This is a genomic window from Salsuginibacillus kocurii DSM 18087 (assembly GCF_000377705.1).
Lineage (GTDB): Bacteria > Bacillota > Bacilli > Bacillales > Marinococcaceae > Salsuginibacillus > Salsuginibacillus kocurii.
In genome coordinates this window covers 1-23,863 of the sequence record NZ_KB898625.1, presented here as the reverse complement: position 1 = coordinate 23,863, position 23,863 = coordinate 1, and the positions used below count along the sequence as shown (strand labels likewise).

Annotated in this window: 21 protein-coding genes and 1 pseudogene; 14 read left to right on the top strand and 8 right to left on the bottom strand. The window is 44.5% G+C overall.

The genetic code is table 11. The annotated features are described in order from the left end of the window. The first annotated feature begins 484 nt into the window (after window positions 1–484). Window positions 485–2,365 (top strand): annotated as a pseudogene (locus tag D469_RS0106750) (fructose-specific PTS transporter subunit EIIC). Between the two features lie 199 nt (window positions 2,366–2,564). Further along, on the top strand, window positions 2,565–3,551 hold the full coding sequence (locus D469_RS0106740; protein WP_018922621.1) for an acrylyl-CoA reductase family protein: 987 nt from the start codon (window positions 2,565–2,567) through the stop codon (window positions 3,549–3,551). Window positions 3,552–3,661: 110 nt separating this feature from the next. Here the strand turns inward: D469_RS0106740 and D469_RS0106735 are convergent, their stop codons facing one another. After that, window positions 3,662–4,510, bottom strand: coding sequence for an STAS domain-containing protein (locus tag D469_RS0106735; protein ID WP_018922620.1), 849 nt, complete (start codon window positions 4,508–4,510; stop codon window positions 3,662–3,664). Between the two features lie 358 nt (window positions 4,511–4,868). On the opposite strand from D469_RS0106735, the gene pepF reads away from it, so the two are divergent. Next, the gene (gene pepF / locus D469_RS0106730; RefSeq protein WP_018922619.1) at window positions 4,869–6,677 is read left to right on the top strand and encodes an oligoendopeptidase F; all 1,809 of its coding nucleotides are present in this window, start codon (window positions 4,869–4,871) and stop codon (window positions 6,675–6,677) included. Window positions 6,678–6,872: 195 nt separating this feature from the next. Here pepF and D469_RS21995 read toward each other — a convergent pair whose 3' ends face one another. Next, window positions 6,873–7,025 carry a hypothetical protein gene (locus D469_RS21995; RefSeq protein WP_018922618.1) on the bottom strand — a complete coding sequence of 51 codons (153 nt, stop codon included), beginning with the start codon at window positions 7,023–7,025 and terminating at the stop codon, window positions 6,873–6,875. Window positions 7,026–7,104: 79 nt separating this feature from the next. Here D469_RS21995 and D469_RS0106720 point away from each other — a divergent pair, with 79 nt between their 5' ends. The 5 genes from D469_RS0106720 to D469_RS0106700 all read left to right on the top strand — a co-directional run bounded on the left by D469_RS0106720 (window position 7,105) and on the right by D469_RS0106700 (window position 11,924). Then, on the top strand, window positions 7,105–7,470 hold the full coding sequence (locus D469_RS0106720) for a SpoIIAA family protein (protein WP_018922617.1): 366 nt from the start codon (window positions 7,105–7,107) through the stop codon (window positions 7,468–7,470). A gap of 380 nt (window positions 7,471–7,850) precedes the next feature. Next, window positions 7,851–8,243 carry a VOC family protein gene (locus D469_RS0106715; RefSeq protein ID WP_018922616.1) on the top strand — a complete coding sequence of 131 codons (393 nt, stop codon included), beginning with the start codon at window positions 7,851–7,853 and terminating at the stop codon, window positions 8,241–8,243. 168 nt (window positions 8,244–8,411) lie between these two features. After that, the gene (locus D469_RS0106710) at window positions 8,412–10,151 is read left to right on the top strand and encodes a nitrilase-related carbon-nitrogen hydrolase (protein WP_018922615.1); all 1,740 of its coding nucleotides are present in this window, start codon (window positions 8,412–8,414) and stop codon (window positions 10,149–10,151) included. A 118-nt stretch (window positions 10,152–10,269) separates the two neighbouring features. Further along, window positions 10,270–10,608, top strand: coding sequence for an avidin-fold protein (locus tag D469_RS0106705; protein ID WP_018922614.1), 339 nt, complete (start codon window positions 10,270–10,272; stop codon window positions 10,606–10,608). Between the two features lie 32 nt (window positions 10,609–10,640). Beyond that, on the top strand, window positions 10,641–11,924 hold the full coding sequence (locus tag D469_RS0106700; protein ID WP_018922613.1) for a phosphotransferase: 1,284 nt from the start codon (window positions 10,641–10,643) through the stop codon (window positions 11,922–11,924). Window positions 11,925–12,531: 607 nt separating this feature from the next. Here the strand turns inward: D469_RS0106700 and D469_RS0106690 are convergent. Together D469_RS0106690 and D469_RS0106685 are read right to left on the bottom strand one after the other, a co-directional pair. Beyond that, window positions 12,532–13,023, bottom strand: coding sequence for a spore coat protein (locus D469_RS0106690; protein WP_026286133.1), 492 nt, complete (start codon window positions 13,021–13,023; stop codon window positions 12,532–12,534). Between the two features lie 191 nt (window positions 13,024–13,214). After that, a complete protein-coding gene (locus D469_RS0106685; RefSeq protein ID WP_018922610.1) occupies window positions 13,215–13,712 on the bottom strand; it encodes a hypothetical protein in 498 nt (165 codons plus the stop codon). A 567-nt stretch (window positions 13,713–14,279) separates the two neighbouring features. On the opposite strand from D469_RS0106685, the gene D469_RS0106680 reads away from it, so the two are divergent. Both D469_RS0106680 and D469_RS0106675 read left to right on the top strand, forming a co-directional pair. Beyond that, window positions 14,280–14,792: a DUF3231 family protein gene (locus D469_RS0106680; RefSeq protein ID WP_018922609.1), complete on the top strand. Its 513-nt coding sequence runs from the start codon at window positions 14,280–14,282 to the stop codon at window positions 14,790–14,792. A 224-nt stretch (window positions 14,793–15,016) separates the two neighbouring features. Then, entirely contained in the window at window positions 15,017–15,520 is a 504-nt protein-coding gene (locus D469_RS0106675) for a ferritin (RefSeq protein WP_018922608.1), read from the top strand. Window positions 15,521–15,789: 269 nt separating this feature from the next. Here D469_RS0106675 and D469_RS0106670 read toward each other — a convergent pair whose 3' ends face one another. Beyond that, window positions 15,790–16,983: a CynX/NimT family MFS transporter gene (locus D469_RS0106670; protein WP_018922607.1), complete on the bottom strand. Its 1,194-nt coding sequence runs from the start codon at window positions 16,981–16,983 to the stop codon at window positions 15,790–15,792. A 301-nt stretch (window positions 16,984–17,284) separates the two neighbouring features. Here D469_RS0106670 and D469_RS0106665 point away from each other — a divergent pair, with 301 nt between their 5' ends. Genes D469_RS0106665 through D469_RS0106650 form a run of 4 tightly spaced genes read left to right on the top strand, consistent with a single transcriptional unit; the run spans window position 17,285 to window position 22,438 of the window. Further along, complete coding sequence (locus tag D469_RS0106665; protein WP_018922606.1) at window positions 17,285–18,733, top strand: PTS mannitol transporter subunit IIBC; 1,449 nt, start codon at window positions 17,285–17,287, stop codon at window positions 18,731–18,733. A 23-nt stretch (window positions 18,734–18,756) separates the two neighbouring features. After that, window positions 18,757–20,832 (top strand): BglG family transcription antiterminator, encoded by a 2,076-nt coding sequence (locus D469_RS0106660; protein WP_018922605.1) that lies wholly within the window; start codon window positions 18,757–18,759, stop codon window positions 20,830–20,832. Window positions 20,833–20,843: 11 nt separating this feature from the next. After that, window positions 20,844–21,281, top strand: coding sequence for a PTS mannitol transporter subunit IIA (locus tag D469_RS0106655; protein ID WP_018922604.1), 438 nt, complete (start codon window positions 20,844–20,846; stop codon window positions 21,279–21,281). Continuing rightward, window positions 21,281–22,438 (top strand): mannitol-1-phosphate 5-dehydrogenase, encoded by a 1,158-nt coding sequence (locus tag D469_RS0106650; RefSeq protein WP_018922603.1) that lies wholly within the window; start codon window positions 21,281–21,283, stop codon window positions 22,436–22,438. The genes D469_RS0106655 and D469_RS0106650 overlap by 1 nt, the downstream gene beginning before the upstream one ends. Window positions 22,439–22,504: 66 nt before the next feature. Here D469_RS0106650 and D469_RS0106645 read toward each other — a convergent pair whose 3' ends face one another. From D469_RS0106645 to D469_RS0106630, 3 genes are all read right to left on the bottom strand, one after another. Continuing rightward, window positions 22,505–22,876 carry a hypothetical protein gene (locus tag D469_RS0106645; RefSeq protein WP_018922602.1) on the bottom strand — a complete coding sequence of 124 codons (372 nt, stop codon included), beginning with the start codon at window positions 22,874–22,876 and terminating at the stop codon, window positions 22,505–22,507. A 12-nt stretch (window positions 22,877–22,888) separates the two neighbouring features. Then, window positions 22,889–23,098, bottom strand: coding sequence for a helix-turn-helix transcriptional regulator (locus D469_RS0106640; RefSeq protein WP_018922601.1), 210 nt, complete (start codon window positions 23,096–23,098; stop codon window positions 22,889–22,891). A 515-nt stretch (window positions 23,099–23,613) separates the two neighbouring features. Continuing rightward, window positions 23,614–23,863, bottom strand: a 250-nt coding sequence (locus tag D469_RS0106630; protein ID WP_018922599.1) for an IS3 family transposase, incomplete at its 5' end; no start/stop codon positions are given.

The window sequence follows — 23,863 nt, the reverse complement described above, 5'->3', positions numbered from 1 at the left end:
CAAACAGATAAAGATATGTTTTTTTCAATTTTATGAAGTCAGCCTTACTGGTTGGCTTTTTCTTATGAAAAAACGGGAGATAAAGGAATCAATTTCATAATGACGTTTTATGAGCAATAATACGAATGATGTCTATTTATTTTTTATTTACTATACGGAATGTAAAAAGTGACTGAAACGTAAGACGGCGACTCCCAGAGGATAAAGCGCAGTCTGAAGATCCACTTTTTCGAGGGTTTTGCCATCGAAAAAGTTAGCTGAAGACAAGCCCTCGGGAAAGCGCCCGTCTGAAGTGAAGGTCACATTCATTAGTCGGATTTGAACATCTTATTTTGAATGATGAAATTGATTCAAAGACGTAAAAATTTCAGCCAAAACATAAAAGGTGTATTTTTTACCGGAAGTTCCGGTAGTAAATTTGTCCTTTTTTGATAGCGGTTTCATTATAAAATTAATTTACAACATGATTAAAGGAGGTCACGTCATGAAAAAGGTATTAGCCATAACCGCTTGTCCAAATGGTATCGCCCATACCTACATGGCAGCAGAAAATTTGCAGAAAGCTGCCGAAGAAGCGGGTATTGAGATTAAAGTGGAGACGCAAGGGTCGATAGGGGTAGAAAATGAATTTACCCAAAAAGAGATTGAAGAAGCAGATGGAATTATTATTGCTGCTGATAAAAGCGTGGATAAGTCACGTTTTAACAATTTATTACTGGTGGAAACAGGTGTTCAGGAAGGTATTCATAAAGCAGACGAACTTATTAATCAGATCATTAATGAAGAAGCGGACGTTTATCAAACGAATACTGGAGAGACCAAAGAACACAAAGAAAAAATGAAAGATAAAGAAACACAAAACCCATTCTACAGACATTTAATGAACGGTGTCTCTTATATGATTCCGTTTGTTGTAGTAGGTGGACTGTTAATCGCCTTATCATTATCATTAGGTGGAACGGCGACAGAAGAAGGGATTCAAGTGGCAGATGATACGGTTTGGGCCACACTTCTCGCGGTCGGCGAAGCTTCATTTGGCTTCATGGTACCGATACTAGCTGGTTTTATCGCAATGAGTATTGCTGACCGACCTGGACTTGCTCCTGGTATGATTGGTGGATATATTGCTGCGAATGGAGGCTTTTATGGCAGCCCTGAAGCGGAAGCAGGATTTTTAGGGGGTATTGCTGCAGGTTTTCTTGCTGGTTATATCGCAAAATGGATCAAGAGTTGGAAAGTTCCGAGTGTTGTACAACCTGTCATGCCGATTTTGGTCATCCCGTTGCTTGCATCCATTATAGTAGCGCTTATTTTTATCTTTGTAATCGGTTCTCCCATTGCCTTCATCTTTTCAGGGTTAACTGAATGGTTAGCAGGGATGGAAGGAGCTAGCTCTATCGTTCTAGCTATTATTCTTGGAGCAATGATTGCCTTTGACATGGGCGGTCCGGTTAACAAAGTTGCTTTCTTCTTTGGTGCTGCAATGGTAGCGGAAGGAAATATTGAGATTATGGGGCCAATTGCAGTAGCCATCTGTATCCCACCTCTCGGAATGGGCCTAGCTACGCTGTTGAATAAGAGAAAATATGAGAAACCCGAACAAGAAGGTGGTAAAGCAGCGTTGGCAATGGGACTGGTTGGTATTACTGAAGGTGCTATTCCATTTGCCGCAAAAGATCCGTTGCGAGTGATTCCATCTTTAATGACTGGTGCTATAGTAGGTTCAGTGATTGCCATGATGTTTAGTGTGGGTAATAATGTGCCGCACGGAGGTCCAGTCGTTGCTGCATTTGGAGCTATTAATGGAGTCATTATGTACTTTGTCGCCATCATTATTGGGACGATTGTGACAGCTCTGATGGTTAATTTACTCAAAAAAGATATCACAACTGGTTAGGAGGCTGTGTAAATGAAACTAACAGAATTAATGACGACAGAATTGGTAGAGACAGAGCTTAAAGGAACGACAAGAGATGAGATTATTGAAGAATTAATTCATAAGTTGGATAATGAAGGATCAATAAAATCCAAACGAAAATTCAAAAAAGCAATACTTGCTAGAGAAAAAGAAGGATCCACGGGAATTGGCTATGAGATAGCTATTCCTCATGGTAAGTCAAAAGCCGTGACTGAACCACGAGTGATTTTTGGGAAGAAGGCATCCGGTGTAGACTGGAACAGTGCAGATGGGACATTGGCTAAACTCATATTCATGATTGCCGTTCCCCAAGAGAATCAAGGCGATGATCATTTAAAGATCCTGCAAATTCTATCAAGAAAGTTAATGAATGAGGAGTTTAGAGAGCAACTGCTGCAAGTAGAAAGTAATGAAGAAGCTTATAATCTCTTAGAAGAAATAGAGTAGATAAAGCAGCTATAAAAAGGAGAGGGGGGGTGTTCCCCCTCTTTTTTCATCGTAAGAATGTATAAATAGGCTTGATTTTGCCAAGTTTCTTTAGCTTGGTGTATCTAAAACAGCAACCAGGCAACTTATTAGACCTTTGCCTGGTTTTCTCGTTACTATGGAAGTGAATCATAGTAGAAGCAGGAGGTTGATGAAGCCAATGGATACGTTTAACGCCATGGTACTATCTAAAGAAAACAATGAACCGAAGTTAGAAGTGAAACAGCTAACCCAGAATGATCTTCCGGAAGGCGAAGTTACGATTCGCGTCGCTTACTCCAGTGTGAACTATAAAGATGGAGCAGTAGCTGTGCAGCAGCAATTCGTTGAGTCATATCCACTAATACCAGGGATTGATTTAGCTGGTACGGTGATCGACTCTAGTGATGATCGCTACCAAGCAGGGGATGAAGTGATTGTTACGAGTTATCAGTTAGGAACTGGGCATTCAGGTGGTTTTAGTGAAGTGGCCCGCGTGCCTGCGGAATGGGTCGTGCCACTGCCGGAGGGCTTGTCGCTCAGAGAAGCGATGGTGCTGGGGACAGCAGGGTTCACGGCTGCATTGTCTGTACAGCGGTTGGAAGACAATGATTTGGAGCCCGGGCAAGGACCTGTTTTAGTCGCGGGGGCCACTGGCGGTGTAGGCAGCTTAGCGGTAGATATGTTAGCGAAGCGAGGCTATGAGGTAGTAGCCAGCACGGGCAAAGCAAATGAAGAGGCGTATTTAAAAGCAATTGGTGCCAAGGAGATTGTTCACCGTGACACCATTGTCGATACAGAAGAGACTCCACTGCTTGCAGAAAAATGGGCCGGGGCCGTCGACCCTGTCGGTGGTGAAACGCTTCAGTACATTTTCAAAACGTTAAAATTTGGCGGGTCTGTCGCCACAAGCGGCTTGGCAGGCGGCGTTGGTGTAAGCACGACAGTGATCCCTGCAATTGCCAGAGGGATCAACTGGCTTGGCATTAACTCTGTCGACTACCCGATGAATAAACGGTTAAACGTTTGGGAGCGTCTCAGTGATGAGTTGAAACCAACAAACTTAGATGAGGAACTGGTTAATGAAATTAGCTTAGAAGAGCTTCCGCAGGTTTTAGAGGACATTTTAGAAGGCAAGGTACGGGGAAGAACTATTGTTAAATTGTAAGTTCGTATGCTCGTTTCTATCAGCAACTTGATTTGTAAAACCCCGCTCACCTTATTCAGGCGAGCGGGGTTTGCAAATGAAAAGCTACAATTTAAAGCAGCGTGTTTCCTTTAATGAAAGGGGCGTTTATCTGACTCAGTGGTCATAAGATAATCTTGCAAAGCTTGCTGCAGGCTAGTTTTTGTCTCAGCTTCTTCTTCAAACCGTAACCCTAACCTGGTGATTTCTAGAACAATCTCTGGACGCAGACCGGTGATCACGCAGTCACAGCCCATTAGCTTTATTTCGTGGATGATCTGTCTCATATAATTTATGGCGTCATCATGCATAATGGCAATCCCCGAGAAGTCCAAGATTAACGTTTTAATTCGAAGGTTTTTAATTTCGACTAAAATCTTTTCCTCGATAGTTTGGGCTCTTGTTATATCAATTTCTCGAATTAACGGCACTACTCCTACATTTTGAGAAATTGGAATAAGGGGAACAGATAATTCTTCCACCAATTTTTTTTGAGATTCAATCAGCTTGTCTTTATAGTCGGAATAGGTTAGGAAAAATCCGTTAAGGAACTGGTCAATTTGGTCGTTCACTTGTTCTTCGAGAGCAAAGAACGCGTCAGTCCTTCCATCAGCGTGCCGTTCTTTCTCAAATTGATGTAAGTATCTCCATAATGTTCGCCGGATTGCTTGGACCCATTCGAGCTTGAATGACAAGGTAAGGTCTTGCGAAGCCCAGGAAATCCCTTCTTTTTTAGCGAACTCCTCAACTGAGTCTTCTTTTCCACTCAGCGCATACATAACCAGGGTATGAGCGTTGTTTAACAGGTCAATGTTCCCCACTAATAAAATTTCTTCAATTTTATCGCGAACATTTACAGCTTCGTCCAAAAGTGATTCTTGAAATTCTTCTTTATGCGAATGAAAATAATCTAAATAATCTTGTTCTAAACTTAGTCCCATGCTTTTTCACTCCTATTTCTATGCCAATAGGTGTTGGATTTTACCTTCGTAAAAGCAATGCAGCGCTATAAGGTGCCTACGTTTTTGTGGAAAGGCAGGTACTTTCTCTTGGTTAGAGAGAAGAAACATCTTTCAGCTTTTAATAAAGTAATTCGATGTCTAGTTTACCATGTTTCAAGCCGTTTGACGAAGTTTTAGCCCGCGATGGTATTGTTAATTTATGTAAACCTATCAGGGGCAGATTAATCATCAGAAAATTGAACCATTTATTTCATCTTGCCTGAATGTAAGGTATAATAGATTCATATTTCGAAAGGCGAAACATTAAAAACCTTAATCAGATGAAAGGAGAATGAAGATGGGAGCAGTTACGAATGAAACGCTAAGCCGGGCAGAAGTACCGGTTGAAGAGACCTGGAATCTGCAAGATTTATTTGACACGGAAGAGAGTTGGGAAGCTGAGTTAGAGAAGCTTGGTAAAGAGGTGGAGACCGTCACGAAATACAAAGGACGGGTTGGTGAAAGCGCAAATACGCTGGCAGACTGTTTAGTAGCGAGTGACAAGCTGCGGGAGCGGATGATGCGGGTGATGATGTATGCTCATCTCTGCCAGTCAGGGGACGGCACGAATCCTGTCCATCAAGCAAATGCAGCTCGTGTCGGTGGTGTGGTTTCTGAAATCAGTGCCCAGACATCGTTTATTCAATCTGAAATCCTTGAATTGGATCTTGAGACGATTGAAACGTACATACAGCAAGAACCGATTCTAGCAGAATTCCGTAAAGTTTTGCTGGATTTATTAGAAAAGAAGCCTTATCAACTAGCGCCTGAAACAGAAGAAGTACTGGCCGCCTTTGGAGAAGTTCAAAATGCTCCATTTATGATTTATGAACGCAGCAAAACGTCAGATATGGTCTTTCCCTCGTTTACAACTTCAGATGGGAAAGAACATCCATTAACGTTTAACACCTTTTCCAATTACGAAGCGTCAGCGGACACGGAACTGCGCCGCAAAGCATATGAGACGTTTTCCAACACATTAAATCAATATAAACATACGTATGCAGCCACATATGCGACTGAGGTCAAAAAGCAAGTCATCGAGTCACGCCTGCGCGGTTATGCTTCGGTTACCGACATGTTGCTGCACGAGCAGCAAGTCTCACTGGAAATGTATCATCGCCAGTTGGATACGATTCTGACTGAGTTGGCTCCTCATATGCGCCGGCTCGCCAAGCTGAAGCAACGCGTGCTTGGACTTGAAAAGATGTATTTTAGTGATTTGAAAGCACCGCTCGACCCGGATTTTGACCCGCAAGTAAGCTATGAAGAAGCTTCGCAGTATATACTGGATTCGTTGCAAGTGATGGGCTCAGAATATATGGAGATCATTGAGCAAGGTTTGACGAACCGCTGGGTCGACCGTGCCAACAATATTGGTAAGCGCTCTGGTGCGTTTTGTTCCAGCCCGTACGGGGTTCATCCGTATATTTTGATGACGTGGAATGGCTCCATGGCTGATACGTTTACTCTCGCACATGAACTAGGGCACGCGGCCCACTTTAGCCTGGCGGGGCGCAATCAACGCTTAGCAAACGTGCGGCCATCTCGATACTTTATTGAAGCCCCGTCGACGATGAACGAAATGCTGTTAAGCCGTCACATTCTTTCACAGACGAATGATGACCGCATGCACCGTTGGGTCATTTTGCAGTCGTTGGGTACGTATTATCACAATTTTGTAACTCACATTCTTGAAGGCGAATTGCAGCGCCGAGTATACGCGTTGGCAGACCAGGATACTCCGATCACGGCTGACATTCTTTGCGAGCAAAAACGAGAATTGTTGGCTGAATTCTGGGGGGACGCCGTCGAAATCGATGAGAATGCCGGCTTAACCTGGATGCGCCAGCCTCACTATTACATGGGGCTTTATCCATATACGTACTCTGCCGGACTGACTGCTTCCACGGCTGCTTCCAAACGTATTCAAGAAGAAGGCCAGCCGGCTGTTGACCGCTGGATTTCTTCGTTAAAAGCTGGAGGCACAAAAAAGCCGCTCGAATTGATGCAAGAAGGCGGCGTAGACATGACCACCGCCGAACCAATCCAAGAAGCAGTGGCCTATGTCGGCGCACTCGTTGATGAACTGGAGAAGCGGTTTTAGCTTAACATGCGGCAAGGTAGCCTGAGAACGACAACCACATCATAAACGGAAGCGGTCCATAAAGCGCGAGGCTATTGGGCACGTAACGATTTGTTAAGGAGGAGCCGGCCGAATGAGGTCGGCTTCTTTTTGCACCGTAAGAGAAGGAAACGGTATACGTTCAATGAAGGCTCAGCCTTAGCTGTATGCTTGGCTTTAAACTAGTAGCGGGTGAGGAAAACGTCCAGCTTTTGTGTCGAAACGTCCAAGAATGTTGTCGAGTCGTATGAGAATCTTGTCGAAACGTCCATATTTCATCGCAAAGCGTCCAAGTTCTTCTGCAACACGTTCATTTGCAACGATTTCCATAGGCAACTCCATAAAATATGATTAATGTGGTTTCATCTCGGAAATGGAAGAGTAAACGATTAAACATGAGGTGATAAAAGTGAACAAGAAGTTAGATTGGAGCCAGGGAAATATATTGGCGTATGAATTTAAGGAGAAAGTTGAAGAGGAAGAATACAAAAACATTGTAAATGAAGTAGAAAATACACTCGACCACTTTGAAACGATTCGAATTTTCGTAAGGATGCCTAATATGGTCAGTGCTGAATTTACGACTCTTGATGACCGGCTGAAATTTTTAAAAGACAATGATATGGAGCGAATTGAAAGGTATGCGATTGTAGGTGATCAAAAGACTCTAATGGCTTTAACAAAAGGAGCGGACATTATGACTGGCGCCAATCTTCGGTTCTTTGAATTTGATGAAGAAGCAAAAGCTAAAGAATGGGTGTTGGAACAAGGTTAATCAAATGAGGCGAATATGTTTGGCAATCGTGGATTAATAAGAACCAGCAAAAAAGATCAGCTCTTGCAGAAAAGTAGCTGATCTTTTTCACACACTGTGAGAATGTATAAATTGTTGAGAGAAACGATATACGTGCACCATAGGCTCAGCCTACCCCGTCGCCGCAGGCTTGGCTTTGCCAAAGTTTCTTTATTAGTACGATGTTTGAAGCGAGCACTACATCTTCCGGCTACCTTCCTATAAAGGTACACTACACGAATGTCTGTTAAAATTAGAGTGATACGGGTGATGAGATGCCACTTCGTAGAAAAATCTAGTTACGATACTATGGATTACTATAGGAGGTAGAGAACTTCCGTAACATGAACAGGAGGGTACATATGATTAACTATGAAGGACTTCACCACGTTAGTCTGCCTGTGACTGATTTGGAGAAGGCAAAAGCTTTTTATAAAGACGTATTATGTTTGCAAGAGATTAAGCGGCCGGACTTCGATTTTTCGGGAGCTTGGTTTCAGGTCGGAAATCAACACATTCATTTAATCGTTTTTCCTGCGTCCGAGGTGTTGAAAAAGAAGCATGAGCTGAACTCAAAAGAAGCTCATTTTGCGTTGCGAGTGACTAATTATTTTGAAGCAAGAGACTGGCTGAAAAAGCATAATGTGACGTTCACAGAAAATCAAACGAGCAGAAGTGGATTTGCCCAGATCTTCTGCGCTGACCCTGATGGCCATTTGATCGAACTACATGTGGAGCAGAAAGTATTAAAGTAGTAATCTAAACTAAAAAGCGCTAATGGTCGCACTTACCTTAGATAACTGCGATAAAGTAAGCCCTTTACTTTGCTCTTATTCTTTTGTCTAGACGGTGCAGCTAAAAATAAATTAAAGTAGGAATGGGAAAACTAGAAGTTCGACTGATTGCAGAAAGGGTGAGCCCAAATGATAAAGTCAAGGGAGCCGTTCAAAGTAGCGGCGGTTCAATTTAACCCTAGGTTGAACCGGCGGAATTCAAATATTCGGGAGCTGGCTAAAGTGGTGCGTGAAGCTGCTGAAAACGGCGCAAAATTAATCGTAACGCCAGAAATGGCTACTACCGGCTATCATTATCTTGACCGGTCAGCCGTAGCGCCGTATGTAGATACAATTCCAGGTATAACGACGGCCCAGTTCACGCAAATTGCCAAAGAATATGGTACGTATATTGTCATCGGTCTGGCTGAACACGATTTAACGAGCGGGTTATTTTACAACTCTGCAGCGTTGGTGGGGCCTGAAGGCTATATCGGCAAATACCGCAAAATTCATCAGTGGGTCGTGGAGAACTATTGGTCCTGCTGGGGGGATATGGGTTGCCCGGTGTTTGAAACGGAACTCGGGCGGATTGCCATGATTATTTGCCAGGATTCCACGTATTTCGAATCAGCCCGGCTGGCGGCTGTTAATGGCGCAGACATTTTGTGTTTTCCAACTAATTCCTCGGGTGCTTCGATTTCACTTCTTCAGCATTGGGCCGAAATGAACGGTCTGTATGTGGTGAGTGCGAACCGTTCCAATACAGAGGAAGACTTTCATATGATTGGGTTAAGCGCGGTATGGTCACCGTCCGGAAAAAAGTTGGCCGAAGCTCCGTATTCTGCGTTTGAAGATGAGACCAAGGAAGAGGCTAGAATTATTTATGGAGATGTTGACCCGGACCATTATGACAACATGGCCAAAGAGCGGATGCTTGAGCGCCGCATGGAAAGCTACAAGGATTTAATGCTTTTCTTAGGACCGTGGGATTACGTGAAAAATACGGTCTCCCGGGACATTCATGCAGCGGCTCTGCAATATGAACCAGTCATAGGAGATAAGAAAGCGAACCTGGAAAAAGTGAAACAGCTCGTGTATGAAAAAGTGGATGCGGGCGTCAATTTACTCGTTTTGCCGGAATTATCGCTCGTTGGTCCGGTCAATGCCAAAAAGAAACAAGAAATCCTTCCTTTTGCCGAAACGGATGACGGACCGTCTGTTAGAGAAATGAAGCAGCTCGCTCTTGAGGCAGACGCGCATGTCGTATTTGGATTTGTGGAACAGGAAGAAAGACATTATTATAACACCGCTGTGCTGATCAGCCCGCAAGGTGAAGTGATCGGTAAGCACCGGAAAATTCATTTGAACGAATGGGACGAGTCCTGGGCTACACCGGGCACTCACATTGCCGTTACCCCGATTGATGGTTTTAGCCGGGTAGGCCTAATGATCGGCTATGACGCTACTTTTCCTGAAGTCGCTGGGGTTCTCGCTGTAAAACGAGCTGATCTTATCTGTATTCCGACGAGCTGGAATGGTGACTACGGCGTGGATATAGGCATCAATCAACGAATGTTCCCGACCCCTTATCCAGAAGGTTCCCTTACTACCTGGGATGCAGTCGCCAAAGCGGCTCAATCCTATACCATTGTCGCTAACTTTGTTGGAACTGAGTATGAATTCAAAGGACGAAGCGCGATTTATAACCTGGACCAAAACTATGTGAATGACCAGACTGTCATTGCGAATGACACAGGCGAAGAAGTGCTGATGAATAACTTTATGACGATGAAATCAGATTGGTGGCTCGATCAGGAGAAACTGATTTTAACAAGGCGCACAGAATCGTATAAACCGCTCGTTACTCAAGTGCCCCCATTTCTGTAAACCCGTGCTACGAGGGAAGGCACGGTAGATGATATGAAAGCGTAGTAAGAAGAAAACATCCTAACGGAAATGATGGGTAATGCCTGTCGTTTCCAATTTTGTAGGAGGGAGAGGCTTCATGATTAATTACGATGGCAGAACGTTTGTGTCCAAAACAAATACAGCAAACGGGGAAGTGTCAGGAGATACCACTTTTAACTATGAGCAGCAGGGACAGATTTTAACGGCTACATATGGCGGGGGAGAAATCGTGACAGGCCGGCTGATCGGGCTGGTAAACGAAGACGGGTCCTTGCATTTTCGCTATAATCACGTGAACCACGCCAATGAATTGCGAGGTGGTGAGTGTTATTCACAGCCCGAGGTCTTGGAGAATGGCAAGATTCGGCTCCATGAACAGTGGAAATGGATGGACGACGAACAAACAGAAGGTGAATCGGTAGTAGAAGAAGTGTAGCGGCTGTATTAAAGGAGGGGAGGCGACCTTTTATGGAGATAACGGTGGTGCTCTTTGATGAGAATGGAAAAAACGTATTCATTTGCGAACAAGCTGATGCTTACGTGCTGCCGAAGTTTGAGACAGCTCCATTTCACATTGCTGTTACTGAACCGCTTGTGGCGTATGTGAGCCGCAATTATAAGCTGGCGATTCACGTTTATTGTTGTTTCGAAAGCTCAGTAGCTACACGCATCTACAGCGGAGAAGTTCTTGAGAACGCAGGAGAGCCCCCTTATCAAGGTAAATGGCTCCCTTTGTCTCAGCTTGGCCGTTTATCACACGCAGACCAGCAAATGATTAACAGCTTTAAAGAAAAACAGGCCGCCCTCGGCTGTCCGCCCTGGTATCAACCAGGCTGGCGTAAAGAGGTTGAGACTTGGGTGGAGGAGCACGTGGCCCTGCCTCTTCTAACGAGCAATCAAGTTCGCAGCTGGGAGAAAGCGGCCTTATTGCAACTACATACGGAGCAGGAAACGTATTATGTCAAAGAAGTTCCATCTGTATTTGAACATGAAGTAACGCTCCAATCGTTTCTTACAGACTATTTTCCGAACTGTACGCCAGGCGTGGTAGCCTTCGAGCCGTCCCAGAATCGTTACCTTATGCGGGAAATGAAGGGGGAGCTGTTAGGGAGGACGCAGCAGCTTGGGCCTTGGGAAGAGGCTATCGATCGCATGGCAGACATACAAACAACAATGGCGGCACATATCAATCACCTTCTTCAACTCCATCTTCCGTATAGACCAATCGTTCAGACGCTCGAACAGAAAGCGGAAGAAACGATGACTGTCTTACATCAAGAGGAATGGCTTAACGATGAAGCGTATCAGCTCTTACGGCATAGCCTATCTGACATGTTAAGATTCACAGCTGAATTAGGTGATTCCCATGTCCCGATCACACTGGAGCACGGCGATTTGTTTGGTGGAAATATTATAGTAGAAAAGCAGGGCCCAATCATTTATGACTGGGCCGACAGCTCGTTAAGTCATCCATTTTTAAGTGTAGGAGTGCTGATGGAAGAAATGAAAGAATCCTTCTCGTTAAACGAGATGGAATGGCTGTTAGATAGATATCTGACTAGATGGAAACAGGTGGATACTCTCGAGAATTTAAGAGAAGAGTACAAGCTGGTTCAAACATTAGCTCCATTATTCTATCTAGTTGTCCATACAACCACCGTCTTTCCCGGCCTTACCGAAAAAATAGACAAGCAACAAATCATAACTGCTTACGTAGCCAAATGGAAGCAGGCCCTAGAAAGAGCTCATTAAGAAGTAGGGGGCGGCGAAAACATAGAAACAAAAAATTCAGTATGTTGTTGTCCGAACATCCTGATGTGTTCATACGCATACGTTTCTTCTCCGCGTTTTTCTCTTTTCTGATTTTCCCCCCTTGTAAAAGCAACCAATCTCACTAGGGAAGGGTGTGTGCTTAGTTGGACAAGTTTAAACAAAGGTATAAGGACTGGCTTCAGAAACAGATTGGCGCAGAGTCAAATAAAAGAAGGAGAGAGATACTCACAAACGGATGGGGCCACGGGACTGTAGAATTTTTGCGCGTTATCTGATATCCAGCCGATGGGCTATCTATACCCCCGAATGGGAAGCTCAAGATTTTAACACAAGGCTAAATCATGAGTTTTTATCCAATAAAGCAACCAATAACGGAACTCATGACCGCTAAAAAGCAAGTTGACGTAAGTGATGGAGCAGGTACGCTCCTAGAGTAGCCGAGCAAGCAAAAAGAATTGCCTTTCCTTAAGGGGAGCTAGCCCACTAGGTACACGGGGGTGAACTAGCTCTTTCTTCTACAACCTCACGTTGAGGTACTTCATTATTTCGTCCTCTGAGCTTATCTGTACATTTACCATCCTAGGACTCACATTGAGAGTGCGTAATAAGCATTTTCTAGATCAGTCTGCAGCAGCCTTTCGAGGTTATAAGCTGGATAATCGCTTCGTTCGTACATGAAATGAAACGTTTTGGCGTGTAATTCAATCGCGTTATTAAGCTGATTTTGTAACACTTCTCTTACCATAGGTGTAGCCGTTTCCGTAATAGCAATCGCATAATTCCTAACGCTCGTTTTGGCAAAGCCAAGTAAGTCCCCCGCGTAAAAACCAGTCATCACTTCCGCGGCAAGTGACGGGGATTTTTCTCCGCGCGGCGCATTAGGGAAAAATTCAATCAGTTCTTGTAAATTTTCTTCTACTGTAGCGATTGCTTCATTATAAAGTGTTTTTAAATCATTATTGGTGATGTGGGGGTACGTTTGCTTTAGTTTAACTAATCCTACACTTTGAAAGGCTACTAATTCATGAAGTTCTAACGTTTCATGCCAGGCCAAGTGTGCTTCATTCACTATAGACAACCTCCCTACATTTTAAGCATACAACGAATAAATATATTCGGAAATCGAATGTTCATGCGTAAAAGTGGAAGAAATAATTTGAGAAGTCATACCCGCTCTTGCCAGTCCCCCACATGAAAGAGCTGCCCCTTCAAGAGGGACAGCTCTACATATTAATTCATGCTAAAAAGAATTTGTTTAGAAGGAGAGCTCTACTGGTTCTGTTGATTTTGCTGGTTCTGCTGGTTTTGTTGTTGTTTTTGCTGAGCTTGCTGGCCTTGTTGGGCTTGTTGGGCTTGTTGCCCTTGTTGCCCTTGTTGTTGCATTTGTTGGTTCAACTGATCCTGTGATTGATGCATTTGGTCACTTACTTGATTTAGCACATCGAAGGATTGAAGAGATTGTTCAACGCCTTGAAGGGTTTGTGAAGCATCTTGGATGGATTGTTGCAGTTGTTGAATTGTTTGTTGTTCTTGTTGGTCTGCTTGGTTTGAGAATTGGTTTAACTGTTGAGCTAGGTCATTTGCTTTTTGCTGATTTTGCGCGCTGCTTCCACCTTGTCCCTGTTGTTGGGATTGCTTCATTTGGTTTATTTGGTTTTCAATATCTTTTAACTCTGTTTTTAAAGGTGATACTTCGGCAGCAACTTCCTCATCTACTTCGTGTGCAAGTTTACGCTCTTGTGCTTCAATTTTTCGTTTCTCGTCCATCCTAATTCCTCCTTGTAATTTGCATACTTTCCCTCGTTCATCAAGAGCTGGCCTTTTAGGGTAGAAAACCATCAGCCGGAATATCCGACACGTCTGTAGGCAGCGACTGATATTGACCGAACAGTGAGTGGTTGCGGCTCTGAAGTATGCTAGTCGCCCGCGTTTAAGAAGACATGGCGAACAAGAAGCCGGTGTCATTCTTATCCTTGTTGTGAAAGCAAGCATCTTCCAACTGTTTTTTCGAAACTGGCTTATGGGCAAGCGTCTTATAGTTGACCATCCGTTGTTCTGCGAACCACCAGCCAGTTACACACCTTGCCAACGTAAGATGACTTGAGGAAAGTAATTAGCGGGCTGGCCTCCTAATAAGCGGCCAACAAGCCTATAGTCTCTTCAATCGTCTAAAGAATATGTGTGAAGCTGGCTCATCGTTTTTCGAGTTGGCCATTTTCCTGAACTGGAAAATCATTATTGCTGCATACCAAGCTTTCGGCACATATAAGCAGAGTGAGTCGGGGATTCTACCACATGGGTCCAAACCAATTTTACAAATGGAGGCATATAATCATGGGAATTCTTGGTGGCGTACAAGTGAAACAACCCCTTCACTACGGTGAAGTTTTCGATCTTTGGACATTTTTAGCAGGGCTTAAAGGGAAAATTGCAGCAAACCAAACGATGATGAATCACTGCGGGGATGCAGATTTACATCAGTTCCTGAGCGGATTAATTGACCAAGACCGTAAAGAAGAGAAAGACATTGAAGAGATTTTAAAAGCGAATGGCGTAGTTATCCCGCCGGCACCACCGGAACGAGCTGAAGCACGCGTGGAAGACATTCCTGCTGGGGCTCGTATTACTGACCCGGAAATCTCTGCTGCGTTAAGTCGTGACATTGGTATGGCGCTCGTAAGCTGCAGCCGTGCGATGGCTACCTCTTTGCGCGAAGATATTGCAATGATGTTTGGGCAAATCCATATCAATAAAGCTCAAAAAGGTGCAGAGCTGCTTCGTATGAACAAAGAAAAGGGTTGGGTGGTTACACCTCCTATGCAAGCTCAGGAACAGCATGAAATGTAACAAGCATACGTAAAGCGGTTAAGCTGTAATTTTGGTTAGTGCAGTTGTGTAAAAAATAAGGGCAGAAAGGCCTCTCCTTGAGGTCTTGTCTGCCTTCTCATGAAATATCCAACATGGACCTTTTATAATTTTGTGTAAAAATCCCTCTTCGTATCATTCTGATTTGCCGATATCTTTAGTATACTTAAATCAGAGTTCAGCTCAATAAAGGGGGCAGGTATATTATGATGAGTGAAAAGCTGGAACAACAATTAATGGAACAAATGAATTATGAATTTTATTCCGCCCACGCTTACTTAGCAACAGCAGCTTACTGTTCACACCAAGACCTTGATGGGTTTTCTAACTTTTTTCATGTGCAGGCAGAAGAGGAGCGCTTTCATGCGATGAAGTTTTATCACTTTTTAAATGATATGGGGGCTCGTCTGCATGTCACAGGTTTTGAAACCCCCGAAAATTCCTTTTCTTCGATCCTGGACTGTTTTAAAAAATCGTTAGCTCACGAAAAAGAAGTAACTAAGCGGATTTATAAGCTTGCCGATTTGGCGTTAGATGAGCGAGAACATGCGACGATGACGTTTTTGAATTGGTTTATTGATGAGCAGGTTGAAGAAGAAGCATTATTTGATGGGTATATTAAAAAATTAGAACGTGTCCACCTAGATGGAGATGCGATCTTCCTGCTAGATGAAGAGTTGTCCAAGCGCTCGTTCACCCCGCCGGAATAAAGATGTTTTCTGTTTTTATACGACTTCGTTAAATGTTGCTATTGATTGTCAGGAAGCAGCTTGCCTCGGGCATTGCTTCCTTCCTTGTGAAAACCATGCTGTGGGATTTTCAGCTCTATTATGTTAATAACCCCGATCCTTCTTTTTGGATCGGGGTTTCTGTGTGGAGGAAATATCTGAAGTGAAGCAAGTTCACGTTAACAGACGCTTAAACGCTGCAGACATTTCCAGAAATGAAAACAGGCAGTTCCTGTTAGTTAAAAATTGGATCAGGACTCAAATATATATCGGTTTTGCCCGGCTTTAAGTCCGAAGGCAAGCACGAGAAAGCTGACGACAAGTATCGTATAAAGAAACGGCTGCCAGGTGGAAAACGTGTCATACATCACACCCATGAGAACAGGTCCGCTGGCTGCAAGCAAGTAACCGACAGATTGAGCCATGCCGGATAAGCGTGCTGCTTCCTGCGGTTCTTTAGCGCGGAGGCCAAGCAGTGTCAGGGCGAGGCTGATAGCAGCTCCCTGGCCAATGCCAAGACATAAGGCACTAATAATGATTACCGGCAGGTTCGGCAAGAAAAGAAGGCCGCTCATGCTTATCACATACAGGCTGCAAATGCCGACCACTATCGGTTGTTGATTGCGAAGGCGGGTGGCAAGCAAAGGTACCGCGAAGCTGAACGGAATGCCAATAAGCTGAAGGAGAAAAAGCGTCCAACCGGCAAAGGCTAAACTTACTCCGAGAGATTGAAGAACGTCAGGAAGCCACGCGATCATGTTGTAAAAGACAAAAGACTGCAGGCCCATGAATAACGTCACGTACCAAGCAAGGCTAGATTTCCAGATTGGCATATGATTATGGTCTACTGAAGCTGCCACGGCGGACGATGTACGAGCGGACACGCTCCCTTTTAACTGCGGAGCCCAGAAGACTAAGGCAAGTCCCCCTAAGAGCCCCCAGATGGCAAGTGTCATCTCCCAACCGAGCCCGGCTGTTTCAGCAAGCGGGATACTTAGGCCAGAGCCGATGCTTGCAAACAGCCCCATCCCGGCTGTGTAGATGCTTGTCATAATCCCCACTTTTTGGGGAAAGTTAAATTTGATAATACCAGGGAGCAGGACATTACAGACTGCTATACCGATTCCGATAAGTGCTGTACCAACCAAGATGGCTGTAATCAAGCCGGTCGTTCGCAGAAATATCCCTGTCACAAGGGTGGCTAGCGCAGCAAAAACAGCCAAGTTATTGCCAAAGCGAAGGCCAAGTTTGGGGGCAATCAGTGAGAAAGCCGCAAAGGAAAGGAGCGGAATCGTCGTAAGCGAGCCAGCCAGGCTGTTTGACATGCCGGTGTCTTCACGAATCAATGGGACGAGCGGGCCGACGGCAGTAATAGCAGGACGCAGGTTAAAGGAGATAAACAGAATGCCAAGCACAAAAAGAATAGTAGCCGTTCGGTTCGTCATATATATCTTCTCGTTTCTCATAAAAAGTGATCAATACTACTAGCGTTACATACTATCTTCAGCACGTCAAAATAAATGAGTATAGATGGTTTACTGTAAGCTTTACAGTTATCCGGCATAAAGTGATAGGCCAATAGCTTCACCAATCGCCGGTTTTTTTGAAAGCTCTACAAACGTAGGTCTTTTCTATTTTAATTTTGTCATGCCGAGTTGTGACGAAATTATGATTAGATTCAATTGCGATAGCGGTGATAGCGCTTTACCATGAAAGTACACCATATCTAAAAAGGAGGAAGAAACTATGAGTACTGAACAAGTCTCAGAAGAGCAGCAAGGAGGCTTTAAGACAAAAGTACAAAAGTTCGGCGGGTACTTGAGCGGTATGATCATGCCAAATATCGGCGCATTTATTGCTTGGGGTTTTATAACGGCTTTATTTATAGAAGATGGCTGGTTGCCGCATGAAGGATTTGCTGAACTAGTTGATCCGATGATTATGTACTTGCTACCGCTCTTAATTGCATTTACGGGCGGCCGGATGGTACATGGCCTGCGCGGGGGTGTCGTCGGGGCTACCGCGGCAATGGGTGTCATTGTCGGGGCTGAAATTCCGATGTTCTTAGGCGCGATGATTATGGGGCCGCTTGGCGGTTTCGCGATTAAATTGGTGGACAGGTTCTTTGAAGGCAAAGTTCCTTCCGGATTTGAAATGCTGATTAACAACTTTTCCGCAGGTATCGTCGGGCTTATTCTTGCATTGGTAGGTAACGCCGGCGTCGGCCCGGTAGTCTCCGGCCTGACGAACACGCTTGCCCTTGGGGTGCAGCAAATTGTTAACCTGGGCCTGCTTCCTTTAACGAGCATTATTATTGAACCGGCGAAAGTGTTGTTCTTAAACAATGCGATTAACCACGGGATTTTGAGTCCGCTCGGAGCTTCAGAAGCCTCTGAGACTGGAAGTTCCATCTTGTTCATGCTTGAAACGAATCCAGGACCGGGTCTTGGCGTTTTACTTGCCTTTTTAGTCTTCGGTTCTAAAATGGCAAAAGGTTCAGCGGCCGGAGCTTCTGTCATTCACTTTTTCGGTGGGATTCATGAAATTTACTTCCCTTACATTCTCATGAAGCCGCTTCTTATTTTGGCTGTAATTGGCGGGGGCATGAGTGGTATCTTTACCTTTGTATTGTTTGACGCAGGACTGGTCGCGGTGCCTTCCCCTGGAAGTATTATCGCCTACTCCCTCATGACGCCGCAGGGTAATCATCTAGGCGTTTTTGCAGGTATCTTTGTAGCCACGGCTGTTTCTTTCTTGATTTCAGCTGTTATCATGAAAACGACGGGCACAAATGAAGAAAACTTGGATGAAGCAACCGAGAAAATGGAAACGATGAAAGGGAAGAAGAGCAGCGTTTCCGAGCATTTGACTTCAAATGAAACAGAAGAAACAGCCACGGCTTCTTATGAAAATGTCAACAAAATTGTCTTCGCTTGTGATGCCGGCATGGGCTCAAGTGCAATGGGAGCATCAATCTTAAAGAAAAAGGTGAAAGAAGCAGGGCTTGAGATTGAAGTGACAAATACGTCAGTGACCCAAATTCCAGATGACACAGACCTTGTTGTCACGCACAAAGATTTGACCGAGCGTGCTCGAAGCAAACAGCCAGATAAGCACCATGTTTCTGTTGAAAACTTTATGAACGCTCAGAAATATGATGAACTGGTAGAAGAGTTGAAAGAGCAGCAACAATAATGAAAGGAAGCTAGGTGATAAACATGTATTTGTCAGCAAGGGAACGACATATTTTGTCGTCCCTTCTAGCTTCTTCTGAAGGAATCACTGTAAAGCAACTAGCTGATGATCTGCACGTGAGCCAGCGCACGATTCACCGGGATTTACCAGGTGTAGAGCAGGTGTTATCGTCCTTTCAGCTGCAGCTTGCAAAAGAAACAGGAAAAGGCATGCTTTTAGAAGGCGCGGGCCCTCAGATCGAGCAGCTTAAGCAGGAATTACAACAGCACGAACCGGTGGAGTATTCCCCTGAAGAACGCCAACATTTACTGAGCTCGATTTTGTTGCAGTCAAAGGAGCCGGTAAAACTTTATACATTGGCGAAAGAACTAGGGGTTACAATTGCTACAGCGAGCAATGATTTAAATAAGTTGAAGGATTGGCTTTACCCGCATCAGCTTGAACTTGTACGCAGGCGGGGTTACGGCGTTTATGTTGAAGGTGAAGAATCCTTGAAGCGAAGGGCGCTTCGTAATTTGCTGACGGAATATGCGTCCGAAGAGGAGCTATTTTCTTTTCTTGATGATTCGTTTCAAAAGGAGCATATTGAGCGCCAGGCTTCAAAAAAGCTGTTAAACGTTATTGATGCAGGTGTGCTCCATGAGGTACTGCTTGCGTTACGAGATTTGCACCAGGCGTATAGTGAGCCGATCGCGGACACTTCGTATCTTGGTCTAGTCATACATTTAGGTTTGGCAACTGAGCGGATATGCCAGGGCGAAGAAATTGTAATGGATGAGGCAACGCTTGAAGAGTTGAAGCAGCAGCCGGAATATGACTGGGCAAAAACTGTCTTGAAGAAATTAGAAGAACGACTTGAACTGACCATTCCAACTTCTGAAATCGGCTATGTGACGATGCACCTCTTAGGAGCCAAGCAAATCGCACCCCAAGTTTATGTCCAAGAAGAACAAGCCTTGGAATTAACCAGGAAAATAACGAAACTCATTCAGCTTGTTGAACAGGAATGGGAGCTACCGTTAGCAAATGATATTGCGCTTAGGGACGGGCTCATTACGCACTTAAAGCCAGCTCTTTACCGGATTCGCCAGCAAATGAAAATTCATAACCCATTGCTCAGCCATATCCAAACAGATTATCCAGCCCTGTTTTCCAGTCTAAAGACAAAAGCAGCCCAGGTGTTTCCTGACCCTATGCCAGATGAAGAAGTAGGCTTTCTGGTGATGCACTTCTGGTCAGCAATGGAGAGGATGCGTAATGAAAAGAAACTACGCGCCATTGTTGTCTGCTCCAGTGGACTAGGGACGTCGAAGATGCTTGCGGCCCGGCTGAAGAAAGAAATACCTGAAATTGAGGAAGTAACACATGCGTCCGCCCTTGATGTTCAAGCTATTGCTAAAGAAAGAAGGGATCTGCTCATCTCTACGATTCCGCTGCGTGATCGAGATGATTATGTTCTCGTCACTCCGTTCTTATCAGGAAAAGAAATAACTGCCATCCGGCAAACGATCCAGCAAAGCCAGTGGCTTGGAGACAATGAATTGGAAAAGGAACCAACCCAGATCAATGAATCAACTGCTTCGTTTCGGGGAATAGAACAACTAAGTTCGCTGATCCAATCCATTCTTGAACATTTCCAGGTAAGCAGCTGGAACGAACAGACCGATGCAGAAACGGTACTTTCCCAGATTTGCACACAGCAAGAGAAGAACGGGTGGCTTGTAAACGGGGAACAGGTCAAAGACCAATTACTCGAACGGCAGCATTTAGGAGGACTGGCAATCCCAGAAACTGAACTCGCTTTGTTCCATACACGCAGCGACGATGTACAGGTGCCAAGTTTTACAATTCATGAACTGAAAAGTCCAATTCGTGTGCGTGCGATGGATAATAGCGAGACTTCTGTGCGGCGGCTGTTATTAATGCTCGCTCCAGCCACCTGGCATGAAGAGGGGCTGGGGGTTATGAGTTATATCAGCACGCTGATTATCGAAAGTGATGAGCACATTGCCCGGTTTGAACAAGGCGGTCAAGCTGAGCTGTATCAATTGTTAGAAAAGCGCTTAAAAGATTATTTAATAGAAAAAATACATGAGTAGGAGTGGAAAAAATGGCATCTACTGTTTTAACTAAAGAGAATATACAACTAGGATTGGAAACCATGCCAAAAGAAGAAGCAATTCAAAAAGCGGGAGAAATTCTTCAGTCGCAAGGTTATGTCAACGAAGCTTATGTTAAAGAGATGATGGCCCGGGAAGAACTCACTTCAACTTATATGGGTAATTATTTAGCGATTCCTCACGGTACAGAAGATGCAAAAAAAGAGATTAAAGAAACTGGGATTTCGATTTTGCTATTTGATGAACCGATTGATTGGGACGGCGAAGAGGTACGGCTTGTCATCGGCATTGCCGGCAAAGGAGATGAGCACCTTGAGATTTTATCTAATATCGCAATTACCTGCTCCGATGAAAGTAAACTAGAAGATATATTGAATGCTAATAGTGCGGATGAATTATTGAATCACTTTACAGAGGTGACAGGCTAATGCAGGCTCTACACTTTGGAGCGGGCAACATCGGCCGGGGCTTTGTCGGGGAAATCCTGCACAGGGCCGGATTTCATATTTGCTTTGCCGATGTAAATGAAGAGATTATTTCTGCATTAAATGAGCAAGGCACATATGAGGTCATTTATGCAGAAGAAGACGATCCCACGGTCCCAATACAGGGAATCTCCGCGCTCAACAGCGCATCCGAAAGCGAGGAGATTGTCCGGCAAATTGTCGATGCCGACCTGATTACGACCGCAGTCGGCCCGGCTGTTTTGGAAAAAATCGCGCCGCTTTTGGCCAAAGGCTTAAGCAAGCGGGCAGCTGCCGGCAAGGAGCCGGTGGACGTGATTGCTTGTGAAAACATGATCGGTGGAAGCGAGCTACTAAAAGGCCATGTGCTGGCAAATGTAGCTCAGGCTGAAGAGGCTGAGGTGAAAACGGTAGCCGGGTTCCCAAATGCGGCGGTGGACCGGATCGTCCCCAACCAAGACGGAGCTGAACAGTTGTTAAATGTAAAAGTGGAGCCATTTTTCGAATGGGTCATTGAAACCCCGGCCATGAAAAATAGAGAAACATCGACGTCGCTTCCAGGTGTTACGTACGTATCAGACTTAAATCCATATGTTGAGCGCAAATTATTTACCGTAAATACAGGCCATGCGGCGCTTGCCTATTTAGGCGCGTATCACAACGTTGATGCAGTCCCAGATGCAATACGCCATGATGCTGTTACACCTGTATTGCAAGGAGTTTTGCAGGAAACTGGCGAATTGCTTGAGCGTAAATACGGGTTCAGTCGCGAAGACATGCAAGCCTATCACGCTAAAATTCTTGAACGTTTTAAAAATCCGTATTTAGCAGATGATGTACGAAGAGTCGGAAGGCAGCCACTGCGTAAGCTTGCTGCCGATGATCGCTTGGTTAATCCTTTTCTACAGTTACGCGAAAAAGGAGTAGATGCTCCTAACTTATTAACTACCATCGCTTCAGCTTTCTTGTTTGATGTAGAAGCTGATGAAGAAAGCCAAGCATTAAAGCAGCGCTTGCAGACAGAGTCGACGGAAAAAGTAGTGGCTGAAGTGATTGGCAGCGAAGACGAGGAAGTCATTAATATAATTACAGAGAAAATAAAAGCGTTAGCGGATTCGTGAGGCTAACAAAATAGTAGAGAGCATACGACAAGGAGCTGACCATTATGGCCAGCTCCTTTCTATCGATTAATAACGTTTCGAAACAACAACAAACGAGAGAAATACTGTGCTGATGGTTAGGGCAATAAGAATTTGCAAAAGCTCACGGGCGGTAATAAAGAATAAATCGAATTGTAATACCGTCCAGAAAAAGAAGAAGTAAATGATTAAAGCAAAATAAGAAAAAAACATTCCCCTCTCACGAATGGCTTTCATCCGTTCATCTTTTTGGCGAAACTGGGGGTACAAATAATACAGAGAAAAACACATAATGGCAAAACTGATTAATGGAAAAATAATAAAGTTCGGCGCCACGCCTACCATAATGCTGGATACAAGAAAAAAGCCAATAATAAGTACAAAAAAGATCCCAATAATTAAAAATGTATTTCGTTGCATAAGTAACTCCTTTTATGATTTAATATCCTTCTCTTCCAATTGGAAAAGCTGTTCCACTTCTGTTTCAAAAATGCGGGCAAGATGGAGGGCCAAGGGAAGCGACGGATTGTATTTACCTTTTTCAATCGAAATGATCGTTTGCCGCGACACCCCTAGGCGCCGCGCTAAGTCGTGCTGCGACATTCCTTGCTGCCTGCGGTATGTAGGAAGGTGATTATTCACTGTAGAAAAGCCTCCTTTGCTCCACGGCTTAGTGTAAAATACAAGAAACGTAACGTCAATCTTGCTTTACAGGACAAAGGGCGAATGGACATTCAATTTCTTACCGCAGGGAAGTACCCTACGCACGAGAGAGGGAGCCACTTTGATAGAGGGGACGCACTTCTGGGAAGGAAAGCCGGATTCAAGGGGGCGTTGCCGCACAGATGGGAATCGACGTTGCACTGGGAGAAGGTGACGCCGCACTGATTGGGAGTGACACGGCACTAACGGGAAGTCACGCCACAAGGGATGCTTGTGACTCCACAACCAACCAGGGCCACGCCACAACCGTGGCACGTGATGCCACAACCAACCAGGGCCACGCCACAACCGAAGGGCATGACTCCACAACCAACAGGAGACACGCCACAACCGAAGAACATGGCACCACAACCAATCCACGCGACGCCACACTTATGAGCAGCACCTTCGGCCCACACCGTATCGGTGGTATGTCAACACCAAACTGGACACATTTATAAAGTTGCTTTTTTAAATTCCATGGGAGACTGATAACCTAATGAGCTGTGTAAACGAATGTGATTAAACCAATGAACATAATCAAACAATTGGAGGTCAAGTTCTTGTTGGTTAGGGAACGTTTGATTATGTACGAATTCTGTTTTAATGGTTTTAAATGTAGCTTCAGCTACAGCATTGTCATAGGGAGTTCCTTTATGACTTAAAGAACGTTCTATACCGAAGGTGTGTAATGTGTCTTCAATT

Coding starts and splice junctions, on each gene's coding strand:
- D469_RS0106670 (WP_018922607.1), bottom strand. CDS start 16,983: ATGACGAACCGAACGGCTACTATTCTTTTTGTGCTTGGCATTCTGTTT.
- D469_RS0106675 (WP_018922608.1), top strand. CDS start 15,017: ATGATGAGTGAAAAGCTGGAACAACAATTAATGGAACAAATGAATTAT.
- D469_RS0106735 (WP_018922620.1), bottom strand. CDS start 4,510: ATGGGACTAAGTTTAGAACAAGATTATTTAGATTATTTTCATTCGCAT.
- D469_RS0106715 (WP_018922616.1), top strand. CDS start 7,851: ATGATTAACTATGAAGGACTTCACCACGTTAGTCTGCCTGTGACTGAT.
- D469_RS0106650 (WP_018922603.1), top strand. CDS start 21,281: ATGCAGGCTCTACACTTTGGAGCGGGCAACATCGGCCGGGGCTTTGTC.
- pepF (WP_018922619.1), top strand. CDS start 4,869: ATGGGAGCAGTTACGAATGAAACGCTAAGCCGGGCAGAAGTACCGGTT.
- D469_RS0106665 (WP_018922606.1), top strand. CDS start 17,285: ATGAGTACTGAACAAGTCTCAGAAGAGCAGCAAGGAGGCTTTAAGACA.
- D469_RS0106660 (WP_018922605.1), top strand. CDS start 18,757: ATGTATTTGTCAGCAAGGGAACGACATATTTTGTCGTCCCTTCTAGCT.
- D469_RS0106705 (WP_018922614.1), top strand. CDS start 10,270: ATGATTAATTACGATGGCAGAACGTTTGTGTCCAAAACAAATACAGCA.
- D469_RS0106740 (WP_018922621.1), top strand. CDS start 2,565: ATGGATACGTTTAACGCCATGGTACTATCTAAAGAAAACAATGAACCG.
- D469_RS0106680 (WP_018922609.1), top strand. CDS start 14,280: ATGGGAATTCTTGGTGGCGTACAAGTGAAACAACCCCTTCACTACGGT.
- D469_RS21995 (WP_018922618.1), bottom strand. CDS start 7,025: ATGGAAATCGTTGCAAATGAACGTGTTGCAGAAGAACTTGGACGCTTT.
- D469_RS0106655 (WP_018922604.1), top strand. CDS start 20,844: ATGGCATCTACTGTTTTAACTAAAGAGAATATACAACTAGGATTGGAA.
- D469_RS0106685 (WP_018922610.1), bottom strand. CDS start 13,712: ATGGACGAGAAACGAAAAATTGAAGCACAAGAGCGTAAACTTGCACAC.
- D469_RS0106710 (WP_018922615.1), top strand. CDS start 8,412: ATGATAAAGTCAAGGGAGCCGTTCAAAGTAGCGGCGGTTCAATTTAAC.
- D469_RS0106645 (WP_018922602.1), bottom strand. CDS start 22,876: ATGCAACGAAATACATTTTTAATTATTGGGATCTTTTTTGTACTTATT.
- D469_RS0106700 (WP_018922613.1), top strand. CDS start 10,641: ATGGAGATAACGGTGGTGCTCTTTGATGAGAATGGAAAAAACGTATTC.